The 16984-nt window shown below is 63.4% G+C and carries 17 protein-coding genes and 1 pseudogene; 13 read left to right on the plus strand and 5 right to left on the minus strand.

Annotation, left to right across the window (positions count from 1 at the left end; all coding sequences use genetic code 11):
- Positions 1-213: 213 nt before the first annotated feature.
- The 4 genes and pseudogenes from AAFP05_RS09675 to AAFP05_RS09690 all read left to right on the plus strand — a co-directional run bounded on the left by AAFP05_RS09675 (position 214) and on the right by AAFP05_RS09690 (position 2772).
- Positions 214-406 (plus strand): annotated as a pseudogene (locus AAFP05_RS09675) (type II toxin-antitoxin system HicA family toxin).
- Positions 399-764 (plus strand): antitoxin HicB, encoded by a 366-nt coding sequence (locus tag AAFP05_RS09680; protein WP_341729656.1) that lies wholly within the window; start codon positions 399-401, stop codon positions 762-764. The pseudogene AAFP05_RS09675 and the gene AAFP05_RS09680 overlap by 8 nt, the downstream one beginning before the upstream one ends.
- A 137-nt stretch (positions 765-901) precedes the next feature.
- Complete coding sequence (locus AAFP05_RS09685) at positions 902-2035, plus strand: YbdK family carboxylate-amine ligase (protein WP_341729657.1); 1134 nt, start codon at positions 902-904, stop codon at positions 2033-2035.
- Positions 2032-2772: a glutamine amidotransferase gene (locus tag AAFP05_RS09690; protein ID WP_341729658.1), complete on the plus strand. Its 741-nt coding sequence runs from the start codon at positions 2032-2034 to the stop codon at positions 2770-2772. Before AAFP05_RS09685 ends, AAFP05_RS09690 begins: the two co-directional genes overlap by 4 nt.
- A 153-nt stretch (positions 2773-2925) precedes the next feature.
- On the opposite strand, the gene AAFP05_RS09695 is transcribed toward AAFP05_RS09690, so the two are convergent.
- Genes AAFP05_RS09695 through AAFP05_RS09710 form a run of 4 tightly spaced genes read right to left on the minus strand, consistent with a single transcriptional unit; the run spans position 2926 to position 8667 of the window.
- The gene (locus tag AAFP05_RS09695) at positions 2926-4500 is read right to left on the minus strand and encodes an SLC13 family permease (protein WP_341729659.1); all 1575 of its coding nucleotides are present in this window, start codon (positions 4498-4500) and stop codon (positions 2926-2928) included.
- A 12-nt stretch (positions 4501-4512) separates the two neighbouring features.
- Complete coding sequence (glsA, locus tag AAFP05_RS09700; protein WP_341729660.1) at positions 4513-5517, minus strand: glutaminase A; 1005 nt, start codon at positions 5515-5517, stop codon at positions 4513-4515.
- Positions 5514-7178, minus strand: a complete 1665-nt coding sequence (locus AAFP05_RS09705; RefSeq protein ID WP_341729661.1) for an AbgT family transporter — start codon at positions 7176-7178, stop codon at positions 5514-5516. Before AAFP05_RS09705 ends, glsA begins: the two co-directional genes overlap by 4 nt.
- A gap of 13 nt (positions 7179-7191) precedes the next feature.
- Positions 7192-8667 carry a leucyl aminopeptidase gene (locus AAFP05_RS09710; protein ID WP_341729662.1) on the minus strand — a complete coding sequence of 492 codons (1476 nt, stop codon included), beginning with the start codon at positions 8665-8667 and terminating at the stop codon, positions 7192-7194.
- Positions 8668-8857: 190 nt separating this feature from the next.
- Between AAFP05_RS09710 and AAFP05_RS09715 the strand changes: the two genes are divergently transcribed.
- From AAFP05_RS09715 to AAFP05_RS09730, 4 genes are all read left to right on the plus strand, one after another.
- Entirely contained in the window at positions 8858-9283 is a 426-nt protein-coding gene (locus AAFP05_RS09715; RefSeq protein ID WP_341729663.1) for a hypothetical protein, read from the plus strand.
- A complete protein-coding gene (locus tag AAFP05_RS09720) occupies positions 9280-9564 on the plus strand; it encodes an SHOCT domain-containing protein (RefSeq protein ID WP_341729664.1) in 285 nt (94 codons plus the stop codon). Before AAFP05_RS09715 ends, AAFP05_RS09720 begins: the two co-directional genes overlap by 4 nt.
- Before the next feature lie 191 nt (positions 9565-9755).
- Entirely contained in the window at positions 9756-10898 is a 1143-nt protein-coding gene (locus AAFP05_RS09725) for an ATP-binding protein (RefSeq protein WP_341729665.1), read from the plus strand.
- Positions 10877-11896 (plus strand): hypothetical protein, encoded by a 1020-nt coding sequence (locus AAFP05_RS09730; protein WP_341729666.1) that lies wholly within the window; start codon positions 10877-10879, stop codon positions 11894-11896. Before AAFP05_RS09725 ends, AAFP05_RS09730 begins: the two co-directional genes overlap by 22 nt.
- Positions 11897-11926: 30 nt before the next feature.
- On the opposite strand, the gene AAFP05_RS09735 is transcribed toward AAFP05_RS09730, so the two are convergent.
- Positions 11927-12562: a response regulator transcription factor gene (locus tag AAFP05_RS09735; RefSeq protein ID WP_341729667.1), complete on the minus strand. Its 636-nt coding sequence runs from the start codon at positions 12560-12562 to the stop codon at positions 11927-11929.
- A 228-nt stretch (positions 12563-12790) separates the two neighbouring features.
- Between AAFP05_RS09735 and AAFP05_RS09740 the strand changes: the two genes are divergently transcribed.
- The 5 genes from AAFP05_RS09740 (at position 12791) to AAFP05_RS09760 (ending at position 16930) form a co-directional block, all read left to right on the plus strand.
- On the plus strand, positions 12791-14020 hold the full coding sequence (locus tag AAFP05_RS09740; RefSeq protein ID WP_341729668.1) for an MFS transporter: 1230 nt from the start codon (positions 12791-12793) through the stop codon (positions 14018-14020).
- Positions 14017-14997, plus strand: coding sequence for an alpha/beta hydrolase (locus tag AAFP05_RS09745; protein ID WP_341729669.1), 981 nt, complete (start codon positions 14017-14019; stop codon positions 14995-14997). The genes AAFP05_RS09740 and AAFP05_RS09745 overlap by 4 nt, the downstream gene beginning before the upstream one ends.
- An 11-nt stretch (positions 14998-15008) precedes the next feature.
- Positions 15009-15410, plus strand: coding sequence for an SHOCT domain-containing protein (locus AAFP05_RS09750; RefSeq protein ID WP_341729670.1), 402 nt, complete (start codon positions 15009-15011; stop codon positions 15408-15410).
- 28 nt (positions 15411-15438) lie between these two features.
- On the plus strand, positions 15439-15792 hold the full coding sequence (locus AAFP05_RS09755; protein ID WP_341729671.1) for an META domain-containing protein: 354 nt from the start codon (positions 15439-15441) through the stop codon (positions 15790-15792).
- 82 nt (positions 15793-15874) lie between these two features.
- Positions 15875-16930, plus strand: a complete 1056-nt coding sequence (locus tag AAFP05_RS09760) for an AI-2E family transporter (RefSeq protein WP_341729672.1) — start codon at positions 15875-15877, stop codon at positions 16928-16930.
- The last annotated feature ends 54 nt before the right edge of the window (positions 16931-16984 follow it).

The following is a 16984-nucleotide window of genomic DNA, read 5'->3' on the forward strand; positions in this document are numbered from 1 at the left end:
AGGTGACGTGCGGCCTCTGTCCGCTGGCACCCTCTCGGGTTTTTGAAGGGGTGGGGGGTTGGTCGACTCAGTCTCTGAGTCCAGGCCTCCGCATCACATCTCGGATCGTGCGGCGGATCAGGCCGGTCCCAACGAAGATCGAAAGTCGGCCCACAGCATCGGCGTATAGGGGGGCTTGACATTGACTATATAGGGGGACTTAACTAGTATTTCATGACCAAGCCGATGAGCTACCGCGAACTTGCCAAGCTGCTGCTCGAGGCGGGATTCACATCCCGGCAGGGGCGATCACGAGGTGTGGCGCAACGGTTCGGTCACCGTGACGATCGTGCAGGCCCGCATTGTGTCACCGAAGGTTGTACGCGACGCGCTACGGGCAATCGAGAGGAGCAAGCACAATGACTGAGATCAGCATCAAGGCCACTCGCTGGTCGGGTGGGTGGGAACTGGAAATCGACGACAACCATCACACCCAGTCGACAACCCTCGCCACTGCACGTCAGCAGGTGGTCGACTATCTCGACACCGTCTGGAGCGATGTAGACCATTCCGGTTGGCAGGTCACCATCATTCCCGACATCAGCGGACTGGATGAGGTTGAGGCGGCCCGACACGCAACACGTGATGCTGCGATGCTCCAGGAAGAAGCCGCACGCATGTCTCGTAGCGCCGCGCGGAAGCTGCGCAGTGAAGGCTTGTCGGTGACCGACGTGGCCGCTGTGATGGGTATCTCTCGCGGGCGGGTGTCCCAGTTGATGGGCTGAGACACGAAAGGCCAGCCGGTTTTCGCCTGGCTGGCCTGTCTGGAGATACTCCGTGCCGTGTGGACTCCGTTGGCGTTGTGAGGTTTGGTAGCTGGTCGACACCGTCGCGTGGCAGCCTCTGCACGTAGTCTCGGCACATGAAACTCGCGTTCACACCCACCGACCCCGCGACCATCGGGGTGGAATGGGAGCTTGCTCTGGTCGATGTGGCCACCGGGCAGTTGGCGCCGGTAGCGCCGGGATTGCTCGACCGCGTCGAAGACGCCGATCACGGGCCGATCAGGCGCGAGTACCTCACCTGTATGGTCGAGCTGGTCAGCGGTGTCCACCGGCGGGTGGCGGACGCGATGGGCGACCTCTCCGCCAGCCTGGCGACATTGCGAGTTCTGTTGGGCGACGACGTGGTGCCGCTCGGGGTGGGCGCGCACCCGTTCAGCATCGCTGCCGACCAGGCTCACTTCGAGGTCGAGCGCTACCAGGTGGTGGCCGACGAGAACGGCTGGTGGGGCCGCCAGATGGTGACGATGGGCGCCCACGTGCATGTCGGGGTCGACGACCCCGCGAAGGCGTTGCCGATCACCACCGGACTGGCAACGCTGGCGCCCTTCTTCATCGCGCTGGCAGGCTCGTCCCCCTACTGGCAGTCAGAGGACACCGGCTTCGCGTCCAACCGCACGATGCTCTTCCAGCAGCTGCACACCAACAGCCTGCCGATCCCCATGCAGAGCTGGGAGGAGTTCCACAGCTATGTCACCGACCTCGAGGAAGTCGGGATGATCTCGCGGCTCGGCGAGATCCGGTGGGATGTGCGGCCGTCCTCGTTCGGCACCATCGAGAACCGGTTGAGCGACTCGGTGCCGACCTTGGCAGAACTGGGGGCGATCACCGCCCTCACCCAATGTGCTGCTGCCTGGTTTGCTGCGGAGCTGGACGACGGACGCCCCCTGCCGCTGTTGCCGCCCTGGTTCCTGCAAGAAAACAAGTGGCGGGCCGCCCGCTACGGGGTGGACGCGGAGATCATCAACACCGACGCCGGGCCGCGCGTCCTGCCGCTGCGCGACGGCCTGCACCGGTGGTTGGACAGGCTGGTACCGCACGCGCGGCGGCTGGGTTGCGAGGCCGAGTTGGCGGCCTGCGCCGAGTTGGCGGCTGCCGGGCCGAGCTACGCGCGGATGCGGCGTGAGTTCGAGCGGTCGGGCGACCTGCGAACAGTGGTCGGGCTACTCGCCGACGAGACAGGTTCGGACCTGCCAAGTAATCTGCGTCTGTGAAACCCTTCCTGCTGATCAGCACCCGCGACAACGATCAGGCGGCCCGAGCCGAATACACGTCGGTGGCCCGGCACGCCCGCTTGCGCCACCGCGAACTGGCGCAGATTCGGTTGGAGACGGCACCGCTGACCACCTTCGGCCTCGACCTCGCCGCCTTCTCCGGCATCTTCTTGGGTGGCAGTTCATTCAACGTCTCCGACACCGACAAGTCACCCCTGCAAGAACGGGTCGAGAACGACCTGAACGGGCTCCTCGACACGATCGTGACCCGCGACCTACCGTTCCTCGGCTTGTGCTACGGCATCGGCACCATGACCGCCTACCTCAGCGGGCACGTGGACCGTACCTACGGTGAATCAGTCGGGGCGGTGAACATCACCGTCACACCCGCCGGCCGCAACGATCCACTACTGGCGGACCTCCCCGCACGTTTCGAAGCATTCGTCGGACACAAGGAAGGCAGCAACGGCGTCCCACCCGGAGCCGAGCTCCTGGCCATCGGCGAAGCCTGCCCCGTCCAGATGTACCGGGTCGGAACCAACGTGTACGTCACACAGTTCCACCCTGAACTAGACGCCGACGACCTCGCCGACCGGATGCGCATCTATCAGCACGTCGGGTACTTCCGCCCCGACGAACTAGACGAGCTAGCCGCGATGGCCAAAGCATCCGGGGTGGACGGCTCCCAACACCGCCTACTCGCAAACTTCACCCGCCGTTACACCGTCGCTGATTGAGCAGGGGCCTCAGTTCAAGTATTTCGGTCCGGCTTTCCGGTCGGGGGCGGTGGGGTTGCGGCGCGCGACGAAGCCGAGGATGGCGCCGTGCTCGGCTGTGATGGGGAAGCTGAGGCGGTCGCGGAATTAGTCGATGGTTTGCCGGTGGATGTGCTAGAACGGCCAGATCACAGGTACCAGGAACACGCCCGCAAGGCCGTAAAACACCAACAGCGGCAGCCCGAGCTTCCAGTAGTCCCCAAATCGGTAGCCGGCGGCCTCCATCACCACGAGATTGGCCGGGGTCGCAACCGGTGTGAGCAGCGCTCCTGCTGAGAACACGGCAATTGCAATCAGGATCGGCACCGGCGAGACGCTCATCTCGGCGGCAGCTGCAAGCCCGATCGGCGTCACGATCAGTGCCGTCGCCATGTTGCTGATCAGCTGGCCGAGGACCGCCGTGATGACGAACAATCCGGCAAGCAGTGCATAGGGCCCCGCCTGCCCGATCAGCGACACGAGCTCTCCGGCCAGCTGCTCGGCGGCGCCTGAGTTCTCCATGGCCACCGACAACGACATCATGCCTGCGACCATGATGATCGTCGTCCACGAGATTCCCCGATAAGCCTGCTCGACGCTCAACACGCCGGTCAGAACGAGCGCCAATGCGGCGGTGATACCGGCCACCGGGGGAGGCACCAGCCCGGTGGCCAGCAGAATCACCATGCCTGCCAGTATCCCGAGGGCACGCTTGCCGCCGACCCCCAGCGGAACGGCCTGTCGGCGAACGTTCTCGGGCTCGTCGACGGCCAGCAGGCCGGGATCTTCGGCAGCAAGATCAAGCGCATCCCAGGGGCCACGCAGCAACAGCCGGTCGCCGGTTACCAGGGTGAAGGCACCCCGGCGGTCCTCCTGGTCAACGTCATGCCCGCGATGGTGTGCGGCGACCACGACCAGATTGCCGCTATCGGTGACCATGCCGGTGTAAACCTCATCTCCGACGTAGGGCGAGCGCGGCGGCACGATGAACTCCGCCACACCGACTTCGCGTCCCATCGCCGGTTCATCACCGGCCAGCCCGTAGTGGGCCTCCAACAGCGAACCGTGCGCACCGAAATCGCGGAGCGCGCGGCGCGGTGTCCGCGTGGGTACCAGCCGGGAGCCGAGGAGCACCGTGAGGACAATCGTGATAACAAGCAGCGGTGCGCCTATCAAAGCAACCGAGAACAGCCCGATTCGCTGCCCACTGACCTCTTGGACATAGTCGGCGAGCACGACGGTAACCGGAGAACCGGTCAGCATGAGGAGCGAGCCAGCGTGGGCGGCAAACGCTGCGGGCAAGAGCAACTCGGACGGCGAGCGGCGTCCCCTGATCGCGATCGCCACCACGACGGGGGTGAGAGCGGCCACCGAGCCGTTGGGAGTGATCAGGGCGGTGAGCACCGCGACCATTAGCATAATGGTGACCGTCAGCCGGGTAGGACTCGTCCCGGCAGTGCGCATAGCGCGATCGCCAACCCACGCAGTGACCCCCGTCGCGTCCAGCGCCTCGCTCACAACGAAGAGCGCAGCGATGAACAAGATGGTCGGATCGCCGAAACCGGCCACTGCCTCGTTGAGAGTCAGCACCCCGCTCGCCCACAAGGCAAGCGGGACCATCATCGCGATGACCGCGACCGGCAGGCGATCCCAGATGAACAAGGCGACGGTGATGGCCAAGACAAGCAGGGTGATGAGGCTGGATGACATGAGCTGATGGGCCTATTCCGGAGATATCAGAGGAATGGAGTTGAGCAGATCCAGGCCCAGCTCCTGCGACAAGAAGCGGGACACCTGGCCACCGCGGACGCTGTTCCCCGCGGAGTCGAGCGGCGGTGAGAAGACCCCCAAGCCGCCCTTGCCCGGGGAAACGGTCATGACGCCACCGGCGATGCCGCTCTTGGCGGGCTGGCCGACCTCGTACAACCAGTCGCCGGACTCTTCATACATCCCGGCAGTCAGCATCACGGCGAGCACCGCGTGACACAGCTCAGGTGTGATCGGCCGCTCGCCGGTGACGGGATTGACTCCTCCGTCGGCAAGCGTGGCCCCCATCACCGCCAAGTCGCGCGCCGTGACGCGCAGGCAACTCTGGCGGGTGTACAGGTCGAGAGCCAGATCGGGATCGCAACCCAGCAGACCGCGCGCGTGAAGCAGCCAGGCCGCCGAGCGATTCACATGGTTGGTGGCCGACGCACAGGCGTAGACCTCCTCGTCGAGTTCCAGTGAGCGCCCTGCGAACGCCGATAGGCCGCCAAGAAGGGTATCCCATTTTTCCTCCGCCTTGCCGGCGATCCAACTCGCCGAGGCGATCGCGCCCGGGTTCACCATCGGATTCGTGCGGCCGTCCGTAGAGCGTTCGATCGCTTCGACGGCGTTGAACCGTAGCCCTGTCGCGTTTGCCCCGATCAAACGGCGGGCGGACCGGACTCCGAGGGTTCGGCAGACCAGCGCGAATGTGAACGGCTTGGCGACGCTCATGATCGTAAAGCTGTGATCGGCATCGCCCGCGATGTGCGCCGTGCCATCCACTTCGAGCAGGCAGATGCCGAAGAGATCGACATCTGCCTGCTCCAGCGCAGGGTAGACCTTCGACGGCGCACCGTCGCGGCAGCCCCGGGAGAGCTCGTATGCTCTCCAGACGAGATGGTCGACGGTCTGCGGCGCAGGGAGGCTCCCTGTCGAAACGAAGGGCTCCCTGCCGCTGGCCGAGGGCGATCCGGTCACGGGACACTCGGCGGGTAGCCGGGACCCAACGGGATGCCGAGCATGAACCAGGCGATGAACAGGATTGTCCATGCGACCAGGATGATGCCGGCATATGGAAGCATGAGCGCCACCACGGTGCCGATGCCGGACTTCTTCTGGTATCGCTGGGCCACGGTGACGATGAATGGGAGGTAGACCATCAGCGGCGTCAGCGCATTGACCGGTGAATCGGCCACGCGGTAGGCGGCGAGCAGGGTCTGTGGTGCGACACCGAGCCTCATGAACAACGGTACGAAGATGGGCGCGAAGATCGCCCATTTCGGTAGTGAACCGGGCATGATGAAGTCGAGTAGCACGATGACCAGGATGAATCCGATCAGCAAGGGCACCGCCCCGATGTTTGCCTGTTCCAGCAATTCAGCCAGCGAGCCGGCGATCACCGGTGGCAGATTCGACCAGTTGAATAAGGCGATGAATTGGCTGATCATCATCAGCATCAGCACCATGCCGCCCAGCCCCGCGAAGGTCTTGGTGATTGCTTTGATGACGTCTGCGCTGCCGGTCATCGTTTTCGCGCCGATCCCGTAGCAGATGCCCGAGACGAGGAACGCCAGCATGATGATGAACAGCAGGCTGTCCATGAATGGTGTCTGCCCGATGATGTTGCCTGTTTCGGGGTCGCGTAGCGGAGCCCCGGGGGGCGCGGTGATGGCGACCACGATCAGCACGACCGCGCCAAGGCCGAGCAGTGCCATGCGGCTGCCTCTCTTGTCTGCTTCGGGGCTGATGGACGCTACTTCTTCGGCGTGTGCCGCGGTTGCTGCGTCCGGATGCCACGGGCCCAGCCGGGGCTCAACGATACGTTCGGTGATGATCGCGGCGACGAATGCGATGATCAGTGAGGATGCGATCATGAACCAGTAGTTGGCGACGATGCTGATGGGTTCGCCTCCGGCGAGTTCTATCGACTCGTTGGCGATTTCGGTGATCATGGCGTCGGTCGGTGTCGGTATCAGGTTGACCATGAAGATCGTGGCTACGCCGGCGAACCCGGTGGCCAGACCGGCCAGGGGGTGCCGTCCGACGCTGGCGAAGGCTGCTGCGGCCAATGGGATGAGGATCAGATATCCGGCGTCCGAGGCCGCCGACGAGAGCACACCGGTGAGCACCAGGATGAAGGTGAGAGCCCACTTGGGCGCCGCTCCGACCAGTTTTCGGATCAAGGAGCCGAGCAAGCCCGCCTCCTCGGCGACGCCGGCACCCATCATCGCGACGAAGGTGACGCCGATGACGGCGAAACCCGAGAAGTTGTTCACGAACGACGAGAAGATGAATCGGATGCCATCGACCGAGATCAAGCTCTTGATCGGAATGGTCTGTTCTACGATCTCCCAGTCGTCCGGGGTGGCATCCGGTGCCGAGATGCTGGGTACGGTGCTGTCTTCATAGAAGTCGTAATTCGCGCTCTGCCCGACTGGGACGGTGACCTCCTCGGTGACGCTGACCCCCGCCAGCGACAGGCCCCAGGAAAGCACGATCACCAAGAGAATCAGGTAGCAGAACATCAGCGCCGGGTGCGGGACCTTATTGCCGATGCGTTCGACTGCGCCGAGGAAACCGCTCTGACCAGCATCTTCCCCCTCGCCGACGACATCGGCCTCGTTATCGGCCTTACTCATTTCGTTGCTCCGATCATGCTTTGAAATTCAGTGCAAGGTCGATCAGCAGCCGGGTTCCGAATCCGGTGGGGCCCTGATTCAGCCACTTCTTCGCGGCCACGGATTGCGCGGTGCCGGCGATGTCGATGTGCGCCCAGGGTTTGCCTGCGACGAACTCTTCCAGGAACAATGCGGCGGTGATGCTGCCCGCGTTGATGCCGCCCACGTTGCGCAGATCTGCGATCGGCGAGTTCAGTTCGTGGCGGTAGCGCTGTGCCAGAGGTAACTCCCAGACCGGTTCGTCCACCCGTTCGGCTGCAGCCTTCACCTGGCCCAGTAGTTGCTGGTCGTTGCCGAGTACGGCGGCGATCTCGACGCCGAGGGCCCGCATGGCCGCGCCGGTGAGGGTCGCGATGTCGACGATCGCGTCAGCATCGTCCTCGGTGGCGAGCACCAGGGCATCGGCCATTACGAGACGTCCCTCGGCATCGGTGTTGATCACCTCGACCGTCTTGCCGTTGCGCATGACGATGATGTCGCCGAGCCGCAACGCCGATCCCGACGGCATGTTGTCGGTGCACATCATGTAGCCGATCACCTCGGCTTGGCACCCCAGATCCTTGAGGGTGGTCATCGCCGCGAAGAGCGCACCAGCGCCGGTCATGTCATTTTTCATCGTGGCATGCATCTCGTCGCCGGGCTTGAGCGCAAGACCACCCGCGTCATAGGTGATGCCCTTGCCGACCAGAGCGAGCCGTCCGGTCGGAGTACCAACGGGACGGTAGATCAGCTTCACCATCACGGGAGGCTCGACACTACCGAGATTGACGCCCAACAGTCCGCCGCATCCCATCTCAACGAGTCCAGCCTCATCGATGATCTGCACCTCCAGACCGCTCGCGGCGCCCACCTCGAGCGCCACCTGTGCCATCCGGGTCGGAGTAAGAAGGCCACCAGGAGTCCCGGCCAGATCACGGCCCAGCTTCGCGGCCTGGACGATGATCTTGCCGCGTTCTATTCCCTCGCCAAGCTCGGGAACGAGTGCGGCGTCCGCAACGAGTTCGAGCGAGTCGAGTCTGGCGTCGTCGGCCTCAGCGCCCAGTCGGAAGACGTAGCGGGCCAGTGCGGCACCCTCGACGAAGGCGGTGGCGATGTCGGCCTCGCAGAGATCGGTGTCCGGCACTTTGAGGCCCAGCGCACGATGCGCGGGGACGGCTCGTGCCAGCGCCGCTGCCAGATCGCGCATGGTGGTCAGATCGACGCCGGAGCGTTCACCCGCGCCTAGCAGCACGGTGACGGGTGTCTGTGTGCCGGCAAGCACCAGCGTCGCGCCTGGCTTCGGCGAGAATCCCAGTTCGGCGGCGCGGGCCGCGCTGAGCCCGCCGTCGGGTTCCTCGCCCTCGAACACCACAATGCCGAGCGCGGTGGCCTGGGACACCAGTTCGACCGCTGAAACCTTCAGATCGCGTTGAGGAAGTTCAAAGGCTGGATAAGGGGCCTTGTGTGTCATGGGAACTCTTCTCCGTATTCGATACCCCGCCATCGCACAGGTGGAGGTGAGATAGAGAATAGAACTCTGTCGCTGCGGACTCCCCGGCGCCCACTGCGTTGGTCGAAAAACCCCTTTACCTAGGGGTTCTGACCGCCTGAGATCGTCTGTTTCACAGCTAAGACCAGAATGTGGTGATTAGAGTTTCCTCATGGCAACTGATCTCTATGCAGGACCGGTGAACCATGCGGTATTCGTTGTGCCGCGTGAGAGTGACCTATCGCGGGTAGCGCAGGCACTCGTGCGGAGCGGGGTCGGCGGTGCGTTTGAGGTTCTCGATCTGGAAGTCGTTGCCTTGGCTGCCGATGGTGCGGCGGTTCGTCTCTCGGCCGAGCAGGACCCGCGGCTGTCGGAGTTCGATACTGCGTTCACCGAACTACTGGACGACGAAGATCTGGCCGCGCTGGGCGCCGAACTCGCGGTCGGCGAGTACGCCATTGTGGTGGTCTACGAGGATCGCGGGTTGGCCGGAGTTGCTCGCGAGGTTCAGCAGAACGGCGGCCGCGAACTATGGTCCGGTGGCGTAGCACTGGAGGATCTTGAGAAAGCGATCGCCAACAGTGAGGACGAGCGATGAGCCTGCTAAGAACCGCTGCACGAGCAAGCGTGGCGACCCGCGTGATCGGGAACGTCCAGCGTAAACAGCAACGCCGCTGGTCCGCTGAGGACGCCCGAGAAGCCCCTGGTATTGCCCAGCACGGCATCGAGGCCGCCCAACCGCCGGCGCCTCCCGCTGGCGGCCCGGCCGATATGAGTGCCGTCATGGCGCAGCTTGCTCAACTCGGCCAATTGCGGGACTCCGGAGTCTTGAATTCCGAGGAATTCGAGGCACAGAAGAAGCGCATTCTCGGCGGCTGATCCCGGGCTCGTGCTGGCAATTCCGCATCCCGATCGACGGTCGCGCACGGCACATGCTGTCCGGGAGCCACTCCTGAGCGTGCGTGCGGTTGTATGCCTTTCATCGCGATCTGTCGCTGCGGTCTCGGCGGATTCAGGTGCTACGCTCGCCGCGAGTTCTGGGTTTCCATCAAGTCGCCTGTCGAGGAGCCATGTTCACCATTCCGTGGAGTGTCGTCGATCGTAAGATCGGACTGGGAATCGCGCTCTGCGGCGTCGCCATCGTTCTCCTCAACTCGCTCGCATTCATCGAGCAAGCGAGTCAATTCCAGGCGTGGTGGGTGACGCTCGCCGGTATCGTGCCGCTCCTGCAACTGCTCACAGCTGTGGGCTGGTCAAAGCTGCCACCGGCCGTGCTACGTAGCATCTGGATATCCCAAGTGCTGGTGCTTCTGTTCGCTCTGGTCCTCGTGTATAACGCCTGGGATGATGGTGGTCGGACGCCGTACCCTTTGTTGTGGTTGCTGGACTCAACAGTGGTCGCCGCCCTGGCGCTCACTGTTCGCCTGGCGTGGGCCCTCGCGGCGACACTCTTGCTGGCTGCCTCGGTTCCGCTCTCGGCGCTGGCTTTTCTCGGTACGATCCCGGCATCGGTGCTTTCGTGGGGTTTCGTGCATGCGTCGAACGTCATCTTTGTGATGCTGGCGTTGGTGATGCGTCAGCAAACGAATCGGCTCGCGCGGGCCCGGGCAACAGCTGAGCATCTTCAGGCTGAGGAGGAGCGGGTTCGCGCCGCGTCGGCCGATTTCGAGCGCTTCGCCCGTGTCATCCATGACGAGGTCCTATCGACCTTTGGTGCGGCAGTTCAGCTCACGGGCGATCCTCCGCCGCTATTGCGACGCAGCGCCACGGCAGCTCTGGATGCCCTGCGACACGAAGATTTTCGCACCGACACAGAACCGGTTGAGCGTACGACCGAGGAAGCGCAGCAGCTGATTCTCGACCTGATCGGTGCTGCTGCGCCCGGCATCGAGGTTAGTTCGAAAGTGACTCCCGGCACGGTTACCTCCACAGCGGCCGGTGCTGTGGGTCTCGCCGCTGCCGAGGCATCCCGGAATGCCTTGCGTCACGCCGGAGGCGGGAGCGGGACCGTCATGGTCGGCGACGGATCGATCCGGGTGATCATCGTGGATGCTGGTCCCGGCTTCGATCCGGCGAAGATCCGATCAGGACATTTCGGGATCAGTGGGAGCATCGTCAGGCGGATTGATGACTTGGACGGAGGCCGCGTGGCCTTCGACAGCGGCGCGGGTGGCACGACGGTGGTGATGGCATGGAGCCGGCCACGCAAGTAGACTCCGGGCTGTCTCACCCGCTGGCCCGTCCGGTGCTGCTCTTCGGTTGGGCTGCCGTGCTGATCGCGGCGCTCGTGGGCAGCCTGCTGCCACCGGTTGACCAATGGAGTTTTGGTGCCTGGTTCACCATCGTGGCAATCGCGATCGATTTTGTGGTGGTGACGGTGCGGCGGCCCGGACGCTTGTCGTGGCCGCAAGTGGTCTTCGTTGTCGGGATCTCGTTCGCAGCGCTGCTGGTGCTAGGCAGTCGGGGAATAGGCGGGTCCGTAGAGTCCACCGCTTATGCCATCGGCTATCTCAACATGGCGGTGGCCTTGCTGATCATGCGTGGGCATTCCGTGATCGGAGCAGTGGCGTCGGCGGTCCTCCTCATCAGGATTGCATGGCTGGGAGTCTTGAACGGCCGGGACACCGCCGGGCAACTGGAGAGCCTGGCGCAGCCGCTGGCCACGCCGATTGCCTTCTTCCTGCTGGCTTGGGTCGCACGCACGGTCGAGGGCAAACGCTCACAGGTGGTCGAGCTTGAACTGCAGATGGTCGCCCAGACGGATGCGGTGCGAAGCCAAAGCGCGGACGAGCATCGCACGCTGAGCGAGATTCCAGACGTGGTCGAGCCGATCCTGCGGCGCATCGCGGCGGGTGAGCCGCTGACGGCAGATTTCCATGCCGAGGTCATCGTGGCGGACGAGATCGTCCGCAATCACCTCAGACGCGACTTGCCGTACCACGTGGGTTTCCTCAAGGCCATGGACGCTGCTCGCGACCGGGGAGTTGTGGTGCGAGTGATCGGCAACGAAGACCCCTGGCCGCGACGAATGTCCGACACTGTTGCGGACCAGTTGATCGTGTTGCTGTCTGCCGACGCGATCACCGACGTCACCATCCGATTCTTGCCCAGTTCGCGTGGGGGTGCGGTCACCGCTTTGATCGAGGGGCCGGGCGGCATGCGGCGCTACGAATTCAGTGCTGCCGGAATCCTTCTTCGCGAGCCGTCCTGACACTCGGGCAATGTGCCGACGCGAGTGCCGTCAGCGTTGTCTGGGAATGATCCCATCCTCGACTGCCCGGCGATAGAGATCAAGCTTGCTCGGTGCCGGGCGGTCTATGGCCGCGTATTTCGTCCGGATTCTGCGAATGTGATCGAGCACCGTCTCTCTGGAGATGAACAATTGCTGCGCCACCCGTTCGGCGGTCTCTCCCGAGGCATAGAGAGCAAGAACCTGCATCTCGCGATCAGTGAGGGCGGCGGAGACGAACTCGTCGTCGGCATCGATGGCCACCGCCCAATCGGTCGTCGCCGCTACTTCGCCGCGTAGCACGGAGGCGATCGCTTCGAGGATCTTCTTGGGCCGCTCAGTCTTCCTCACCATGCCCATTGCGCCGGCCCGGCCCGCCTCGCGGATCAGCTGTGGCTGATCCCCGCTGGTATACACGAGGACCGGGATGCCTTTGGAGGCAAGCACGCGGACATTGTCCGCGGGACGAGAGCCGTCGCCTAGAGTGAGATCGAGCAGCACGAGGTCGAAGTGCGCACCCTGGAGCAGCAACTCTGCGACGCTGCCGCCGACACCACTCACGAACAGCCCGCTGTTGACGTTGATGATGCTGGACAATCCCAGGATTACCGCCGGATGGTCGTCGACGATGCCGATTTGCTTGCGCATCCTTGGTCCTCCTTCGCTCAGCTGGTTCCATCATCCCTCTCCTGGGCGCGTGCCTTCCCCGTAGACAACGCGAACACCTTTATCCGGTGGTTTCGCCGAAGGCACGGGCACCGTGGCCCCCTAGACCCAGGGGTTTGAGGCCTGTCCAACCGATCACACGCGACAGCCATGCCATTATTCCTCTAGCTGGCTGAATTGCGGCGCCTGCGCTGAAGAGTTAGGAAGAGATTGAGCACCACCTCTAATGTCACGGCACCGAGCCAAGAGCGAGCTCCCGCGGCACTGCGATTCGTCATCTCCGTGATGCTTTTCCTCAGCTACATGCTGTTCGCCGTCGCATGGAACTGGGGTGACCTCTATGTTCGCAGCCTTGGCTTCAGCGCATCTCGCACCGCGCTGATGACCAATGCGATCACCATCGCTCAGGTCATCGGAAGCCTGGTTGCAGCGAATGTCCTGTTACAGCTCGGGCCGCGGCGTGCCTTCACCCTTGCGTCTGCGCTCATCGTCTTTGGCGGGTTCGCTTCCTTGACCGAGGTCTTTCCTGTCATCTTCTTCATCCGCTTCGTGCTTGGGCTCGGCGGTGCGCTGATGGTGGTTCTCCTGTCGGGCATCGTTGCTCGCATCCTGAGCGGCCGGGCCCTACAGATCGCGAACGGAGTGAACTCGGTCGCCTTCAACACGGGCCTCGCGGTTGCCCTCACCTTCGGCATGCAGATGAACGACGACCCGACATTCGCCGTCGTCCTCGCAGCCGGTCTCTCACTTGCGATTCTGGTCCTGTGGCTCGTCGTGTCGCGCCTCGGCCTGAGAGGGGCGACCGACGGACAACAACAGGTCGACAGCCCGTATACGATGCGTGACGGTTTTCGTGAGTGGTTCAACTGGGTCTTCGCGCTTGCCTACACCGGACTGCTCTCCTACTACATCGTGGCATTCACGTTCATGGACGCAGGCACGATCCGCTGGGTTGTCTATGCAGGGGTGATCGGGGCTCTGGGTGGCACGCTCGTCTCGGCTCGAACGCAGGACCGGATCAAGCCTGTCGTCGTGAGCGTCTGCGCCGCGCTACAGATCGTTGCTGCGACGGCCGTCCTCGCAATGGCGGACCATCATCTTGCGGTGCTCGCAGGAGTCACGCTTGGTCTCGTGATCTTCTTCCCGATGCCTTTCTTCGTGCAGCTGGCTTTCATCCGCCCGGGGGTCACCCCACGCCAGATCGCGGTCACCTTCTCGATCTTCTGGGCGGTGAGCTACGCGGGCTCGGTGATCTTCATCCAGGTTTTCGCCTGGATCGCCGACGCGACCGGTGGTCTTGGGCCGGACAATACCCCGGTGTCGGCCGCTCCGATGATCTTCATCGTCATCGTCGAGGCCACCTTCCTGATCGGTTCGGTGCTCCTCTGGCGTTGGTTCAAGGCCCAACGCGCATTCGAGGCTGAGGAGATCGCTGCATGACTCTTCATCCGGAGTTTCAGGCCTATCTCGACTGGCTGAATCCGCTGGCCGCCGAGAACATACGCGCCGGTATCCAGGCCACCCCGCAATCCGCACGTGCGGCACTCGCCGGGCTCAATGAGTTCGCGCTGCCCAGCGTCGAGGTTTCCGAGGTTTTCAATACGAAGATCGCCGCAGTCCCGGTTCGTGTTTACGTTCCACGGCCTGGTGTGCCGAGCGACGCGATTCTCTTCGTGCACGGTGGCGGTCACATGGCCGGTGACCTTGATGTTTACGATTTTTCTGCCCGGCGCACGGCGGATGCAAGCGGAATGATCGTCGTTTCGGTCGACTACCGCAGATCACCGGAGGCGCGCTATCCGGCAGGCCTGGAGGACGTCTATGACGTGCTGTGCGGACTCGGGCAGGCACTGACCGGAGTCGCCACGACCGGCAGGATCCATGCCGTGGCCGATTCGGGCGGCGCCGCGAAGGTCGCTTCGATCGCGCAGCGGGTGGCGGCCGGCAGTTGGCATTCAGCCATCGAACGGCAGGTCCTGCTTTATCCGAGTCTCGACTACACGATGGCAGGCCAGAGCATCAAGGATTTCGGCGAGGGCTACTTCCTTTCGGCCGAGCGGATCGCATGGTACTTCGATCACTACTTTCCTGACGGAGCGGATCGCGCCGCGGCTTCGCCGCTTGGTGGTCCGTATACTGCCACGATGCCGCAGAGCCTGATCATCGCGGCGGAGTTCGATCCGCTGCTCAGCGAGGCAGCGGAATACGTTGAACGCATGCGGGCCGCTGGTGCTGATGCCCGCCTGCTCATAGCGCCGGGCATGATCCATGCCTTCGCGTTCTTCGAATCCAAGATTCCAACCGACATCGATCGGTTGTATGCGGTCATCGGTGAGTTTCTCGCTACAGGGCATTCCCCTGACTGCTGGCGGGCCGATGACCTTCACCAATCCCGAGCCCCTGAGATCGGGGAATAGAGGAGCAAAGCATGTCATTCTGGTCAACAATCTGGGACGCCATCTGGTGGTTTGTCACAGCGTTTGTCTTCATCGCGTACCTTTTCGCGCTGTTCTCGATCATCAGCGATCTGTTTCGCGACAGGAAGCTGAGTGGCTTGGCGAAGGCGATCTGGTTGATCTTCCTGGTCTTCCTTCCCTTCTTGACCGCTGTCGTGTACCTCATTACGCGCGGTGGCGGTATGGGTGAGCGCGCTGCTGCGCAGGCGCGCTCAGCACAAGCTTCGACGGACGAGTACATCCGCTCAGTGGTGGGGGAGAAGAGCAGCCCTACCGCGGAGATCGAACGCGCCAAGGCGCTGTTGGACTCCGGCGCCATCAATCAGGCCGAGTTTGAGGCACTCAAGGCGTCAGCACTTCACCAGACGAGTTGAGACCATGCGTCCGAAAAGAGCCGCCGCCGTGGCGGTTGGCATCGCGGCGATCGTGTCCTTGAGCGCCGGGTGCACAGGAGAACGCGTCAGTGCCGAAGGTACTTGGGGAACCGGGAGTGAGGGCAAGCCACAACTGGTTCTCGATGCGGGCGGTGCGCTGAGCGGGACCGACGGGTGCAATCGTTTGTTCGGAACGTGGGAACAGTCGGACGACCAGACAGTCTCGTTCGGCGATCTCGGCTCGACCCTGATGGCTTGCCCCGATGTCGATACGTGGCTCGCGGGCTTGAGCAGTGGCGTCCTTGATGGTGGGATCATGCATATCCAGGACAGTGCCGGCACCGAGATCGGCAACCTTGCCCGAGTACCGCACCCGGAGTAAGGACCCTCCGATGGAGTTCGCCCACTCAAGTGATCGCATTGCCCCACCCCAGGAGCCAACGCTCGTGGAAAGACTCGGTCGCTTGAGTTGGGCGCTGCTCGGCATCGTCACGCTCTGTTTGGTGGCTGCTTCTGCACTCAGTGCTCTCAGCGGCATCGTTGTGCCGCTCGTGATCGCAGTCATCATCGGTACCCTCATCGATCCGGTGGCACGCCTGCTTCGCAGGCACCGGGTGCCACCGGGGCTCGCGGTCGTGCTCTCGTTGCTTTTTCTGGCCGTGGTGGCTGCCGGTGTCGCCACGATCGTCGTCTCCGGCTTCGTCCGTCAGCTCCCCGAGATCTCGCGGCAGCTGGCGGCCGGCTGGGATGCGCTCGTCAGGTTCGGACGCAGCCTCGATATCGATCCGGTGCTGCTCGAACAGGGCCGCAGCGCCTTCTACGCCTATGCTCCCCGGCTCGGGCAAGGTGTTCTAGGACTCGTGTCGAATACCTTCCTGGGGGCCCTCTCGGTTGGCCTGGGGCTGTTCTTCGCGCTCTTCTTCCTTTTCTTCGTTGTCAGGGACCATGACCGCTTTCCGTTGTGGGTCTCAAGCCTCGCTCCTGTGGACCCGGAACTCGCCATCGAGATTGACCGCCTGACTCAGAGTTCGTTGCGCGGATACTTCAAGGGCATCGCGATCACCGCCCTGATTACGGCTCCGATATTCATGATCCCGCTGTTGCTGCTGGGAGTCCCGCTGATCGTGCCGATCTTCATTCTCTATTTCGTGCTCTCGTTCATTCCGTATATCGGAGCTTGGATTACTGGGGCATTTGCGATCTTGATAGCCTTCGGCTCAGGCGGAGCCTCGGCCGCTCTCATCGTCGCGCTCAGCCTGCTGATCTCGAACGGCACGATTCAGAGCGCTGTCAGTTCGTGGGCCTTGGGTGCTTCACTCAAGTTGCACCCGGTCGCGGTGCTGCTTGCCACGATTGTCGGCGGCACAGTTGCGGGGCTGCTTGGCATGGTCTTGGCGCCGCCCGTGCTCGCGGCAGCCACGAGTGCTATCGCGGCGGTCCGGATGCACCGTGAGGCAACACCGACGGCAGCCACCTCAGCCGCTGTGGAAGCGGGCAACGACCCGGATACCTCCGACTAGCGGGCTCGCGGCCCACAGCGTCTCGTCCGTAAAGATCTGAGTACCCAAACGTGA

It is taken from the genome of Brooklawnia sp., assembly GCF_032229645.1.
Classification (GTDB): domain Bacteria; phylum Actinomycetota; class Actinomycetes; order Propionibacteriales; family Propionibacteriaceae; genus Brooklawnia.

Coding starts and splice junctions, on each gene's coding strand:
- AAFP05_RS09725 (WP_341729665.1), top strand. CDS start 9,756: ATGTTCACCATTCCGTGGAGTGTCGTCGATCGTAAGATCGGACTGGGA.
- AAFP05_RS09680 (WP_341729656.1), top strand. CDS start 399: ATGACTGAGATCAGCATCAAGGCCACTCGCTGGTCGGGTGGGTGGGAA.
- AAFP05_RS09715 (WP_341729663.1), top strand. CDS start 8,858: ATGGCAACTGATCTCTATGCAGGACCGGTGAACCATGCGGTATTCGTT.
- AAFP05_RS09685 (WP_341729657.1), top strand. CDS start 902: ATGAAACTCGCGTTCACACCCACCGACCCCGCGACCATCGGGGTGGAA.
- AAFP05_RS09750 (WP_341729670.1), top strand. CDS start 15,009: ATGTCATTCTGGTCAACAATCTGGGACGCCATCTGGTGGTTTGTCACA.
- AAFP05_RS09710 (WP_341729662.1), bottom strand. CDS start 8,667: ATGACACACAAGGCCCCTTATCCAGCCTTTGAACTTCCTCAACGCGAT.
- AAFP05_RS09705 (WP_341729661.1), bottom strand. CDS start 7,178: ATGAGTAAGGCCGATAACGAGGCCGATGTCGTCGGCGAGGGGGAAGAT.
- AAFP05_RS09720 (WP_341729664.1), top strand. CDS start 9,280: ATGAGCCTGCTAAGAACCGCTGCACGAGCAAGCGTGGCGACCCGCGTG.
- AAFP05_RS09730 (WP_341729666.1), top strand. CDS start 10,877: ATGGAGCCGGCCACGCAAGTAGACTCCGGGCTGTCTCACCCGCTGGCC.
- AAFP05_RS09745 (WP_341729669.1), top strand. CDS start 14,017: ATGACTCTTCATCCGGAGTTTCAGGCCTATCTCGACTGGCTGAATCCG.
- AAFP05_RS09695 (WP_341729659.1), bottom strand. CDS start 4,500: ATGTCATCCAGCCTCATCACCCTGCTTGTCTTGGCCATCACCGTCGCC.
- AAFP05_RS09735 (WP_341729667.1), bottom strand. CDS start 12,562: ATGCGCAAGCAAATCGGCATCGTCGACGACCATCCGGCGGTAATCCTG.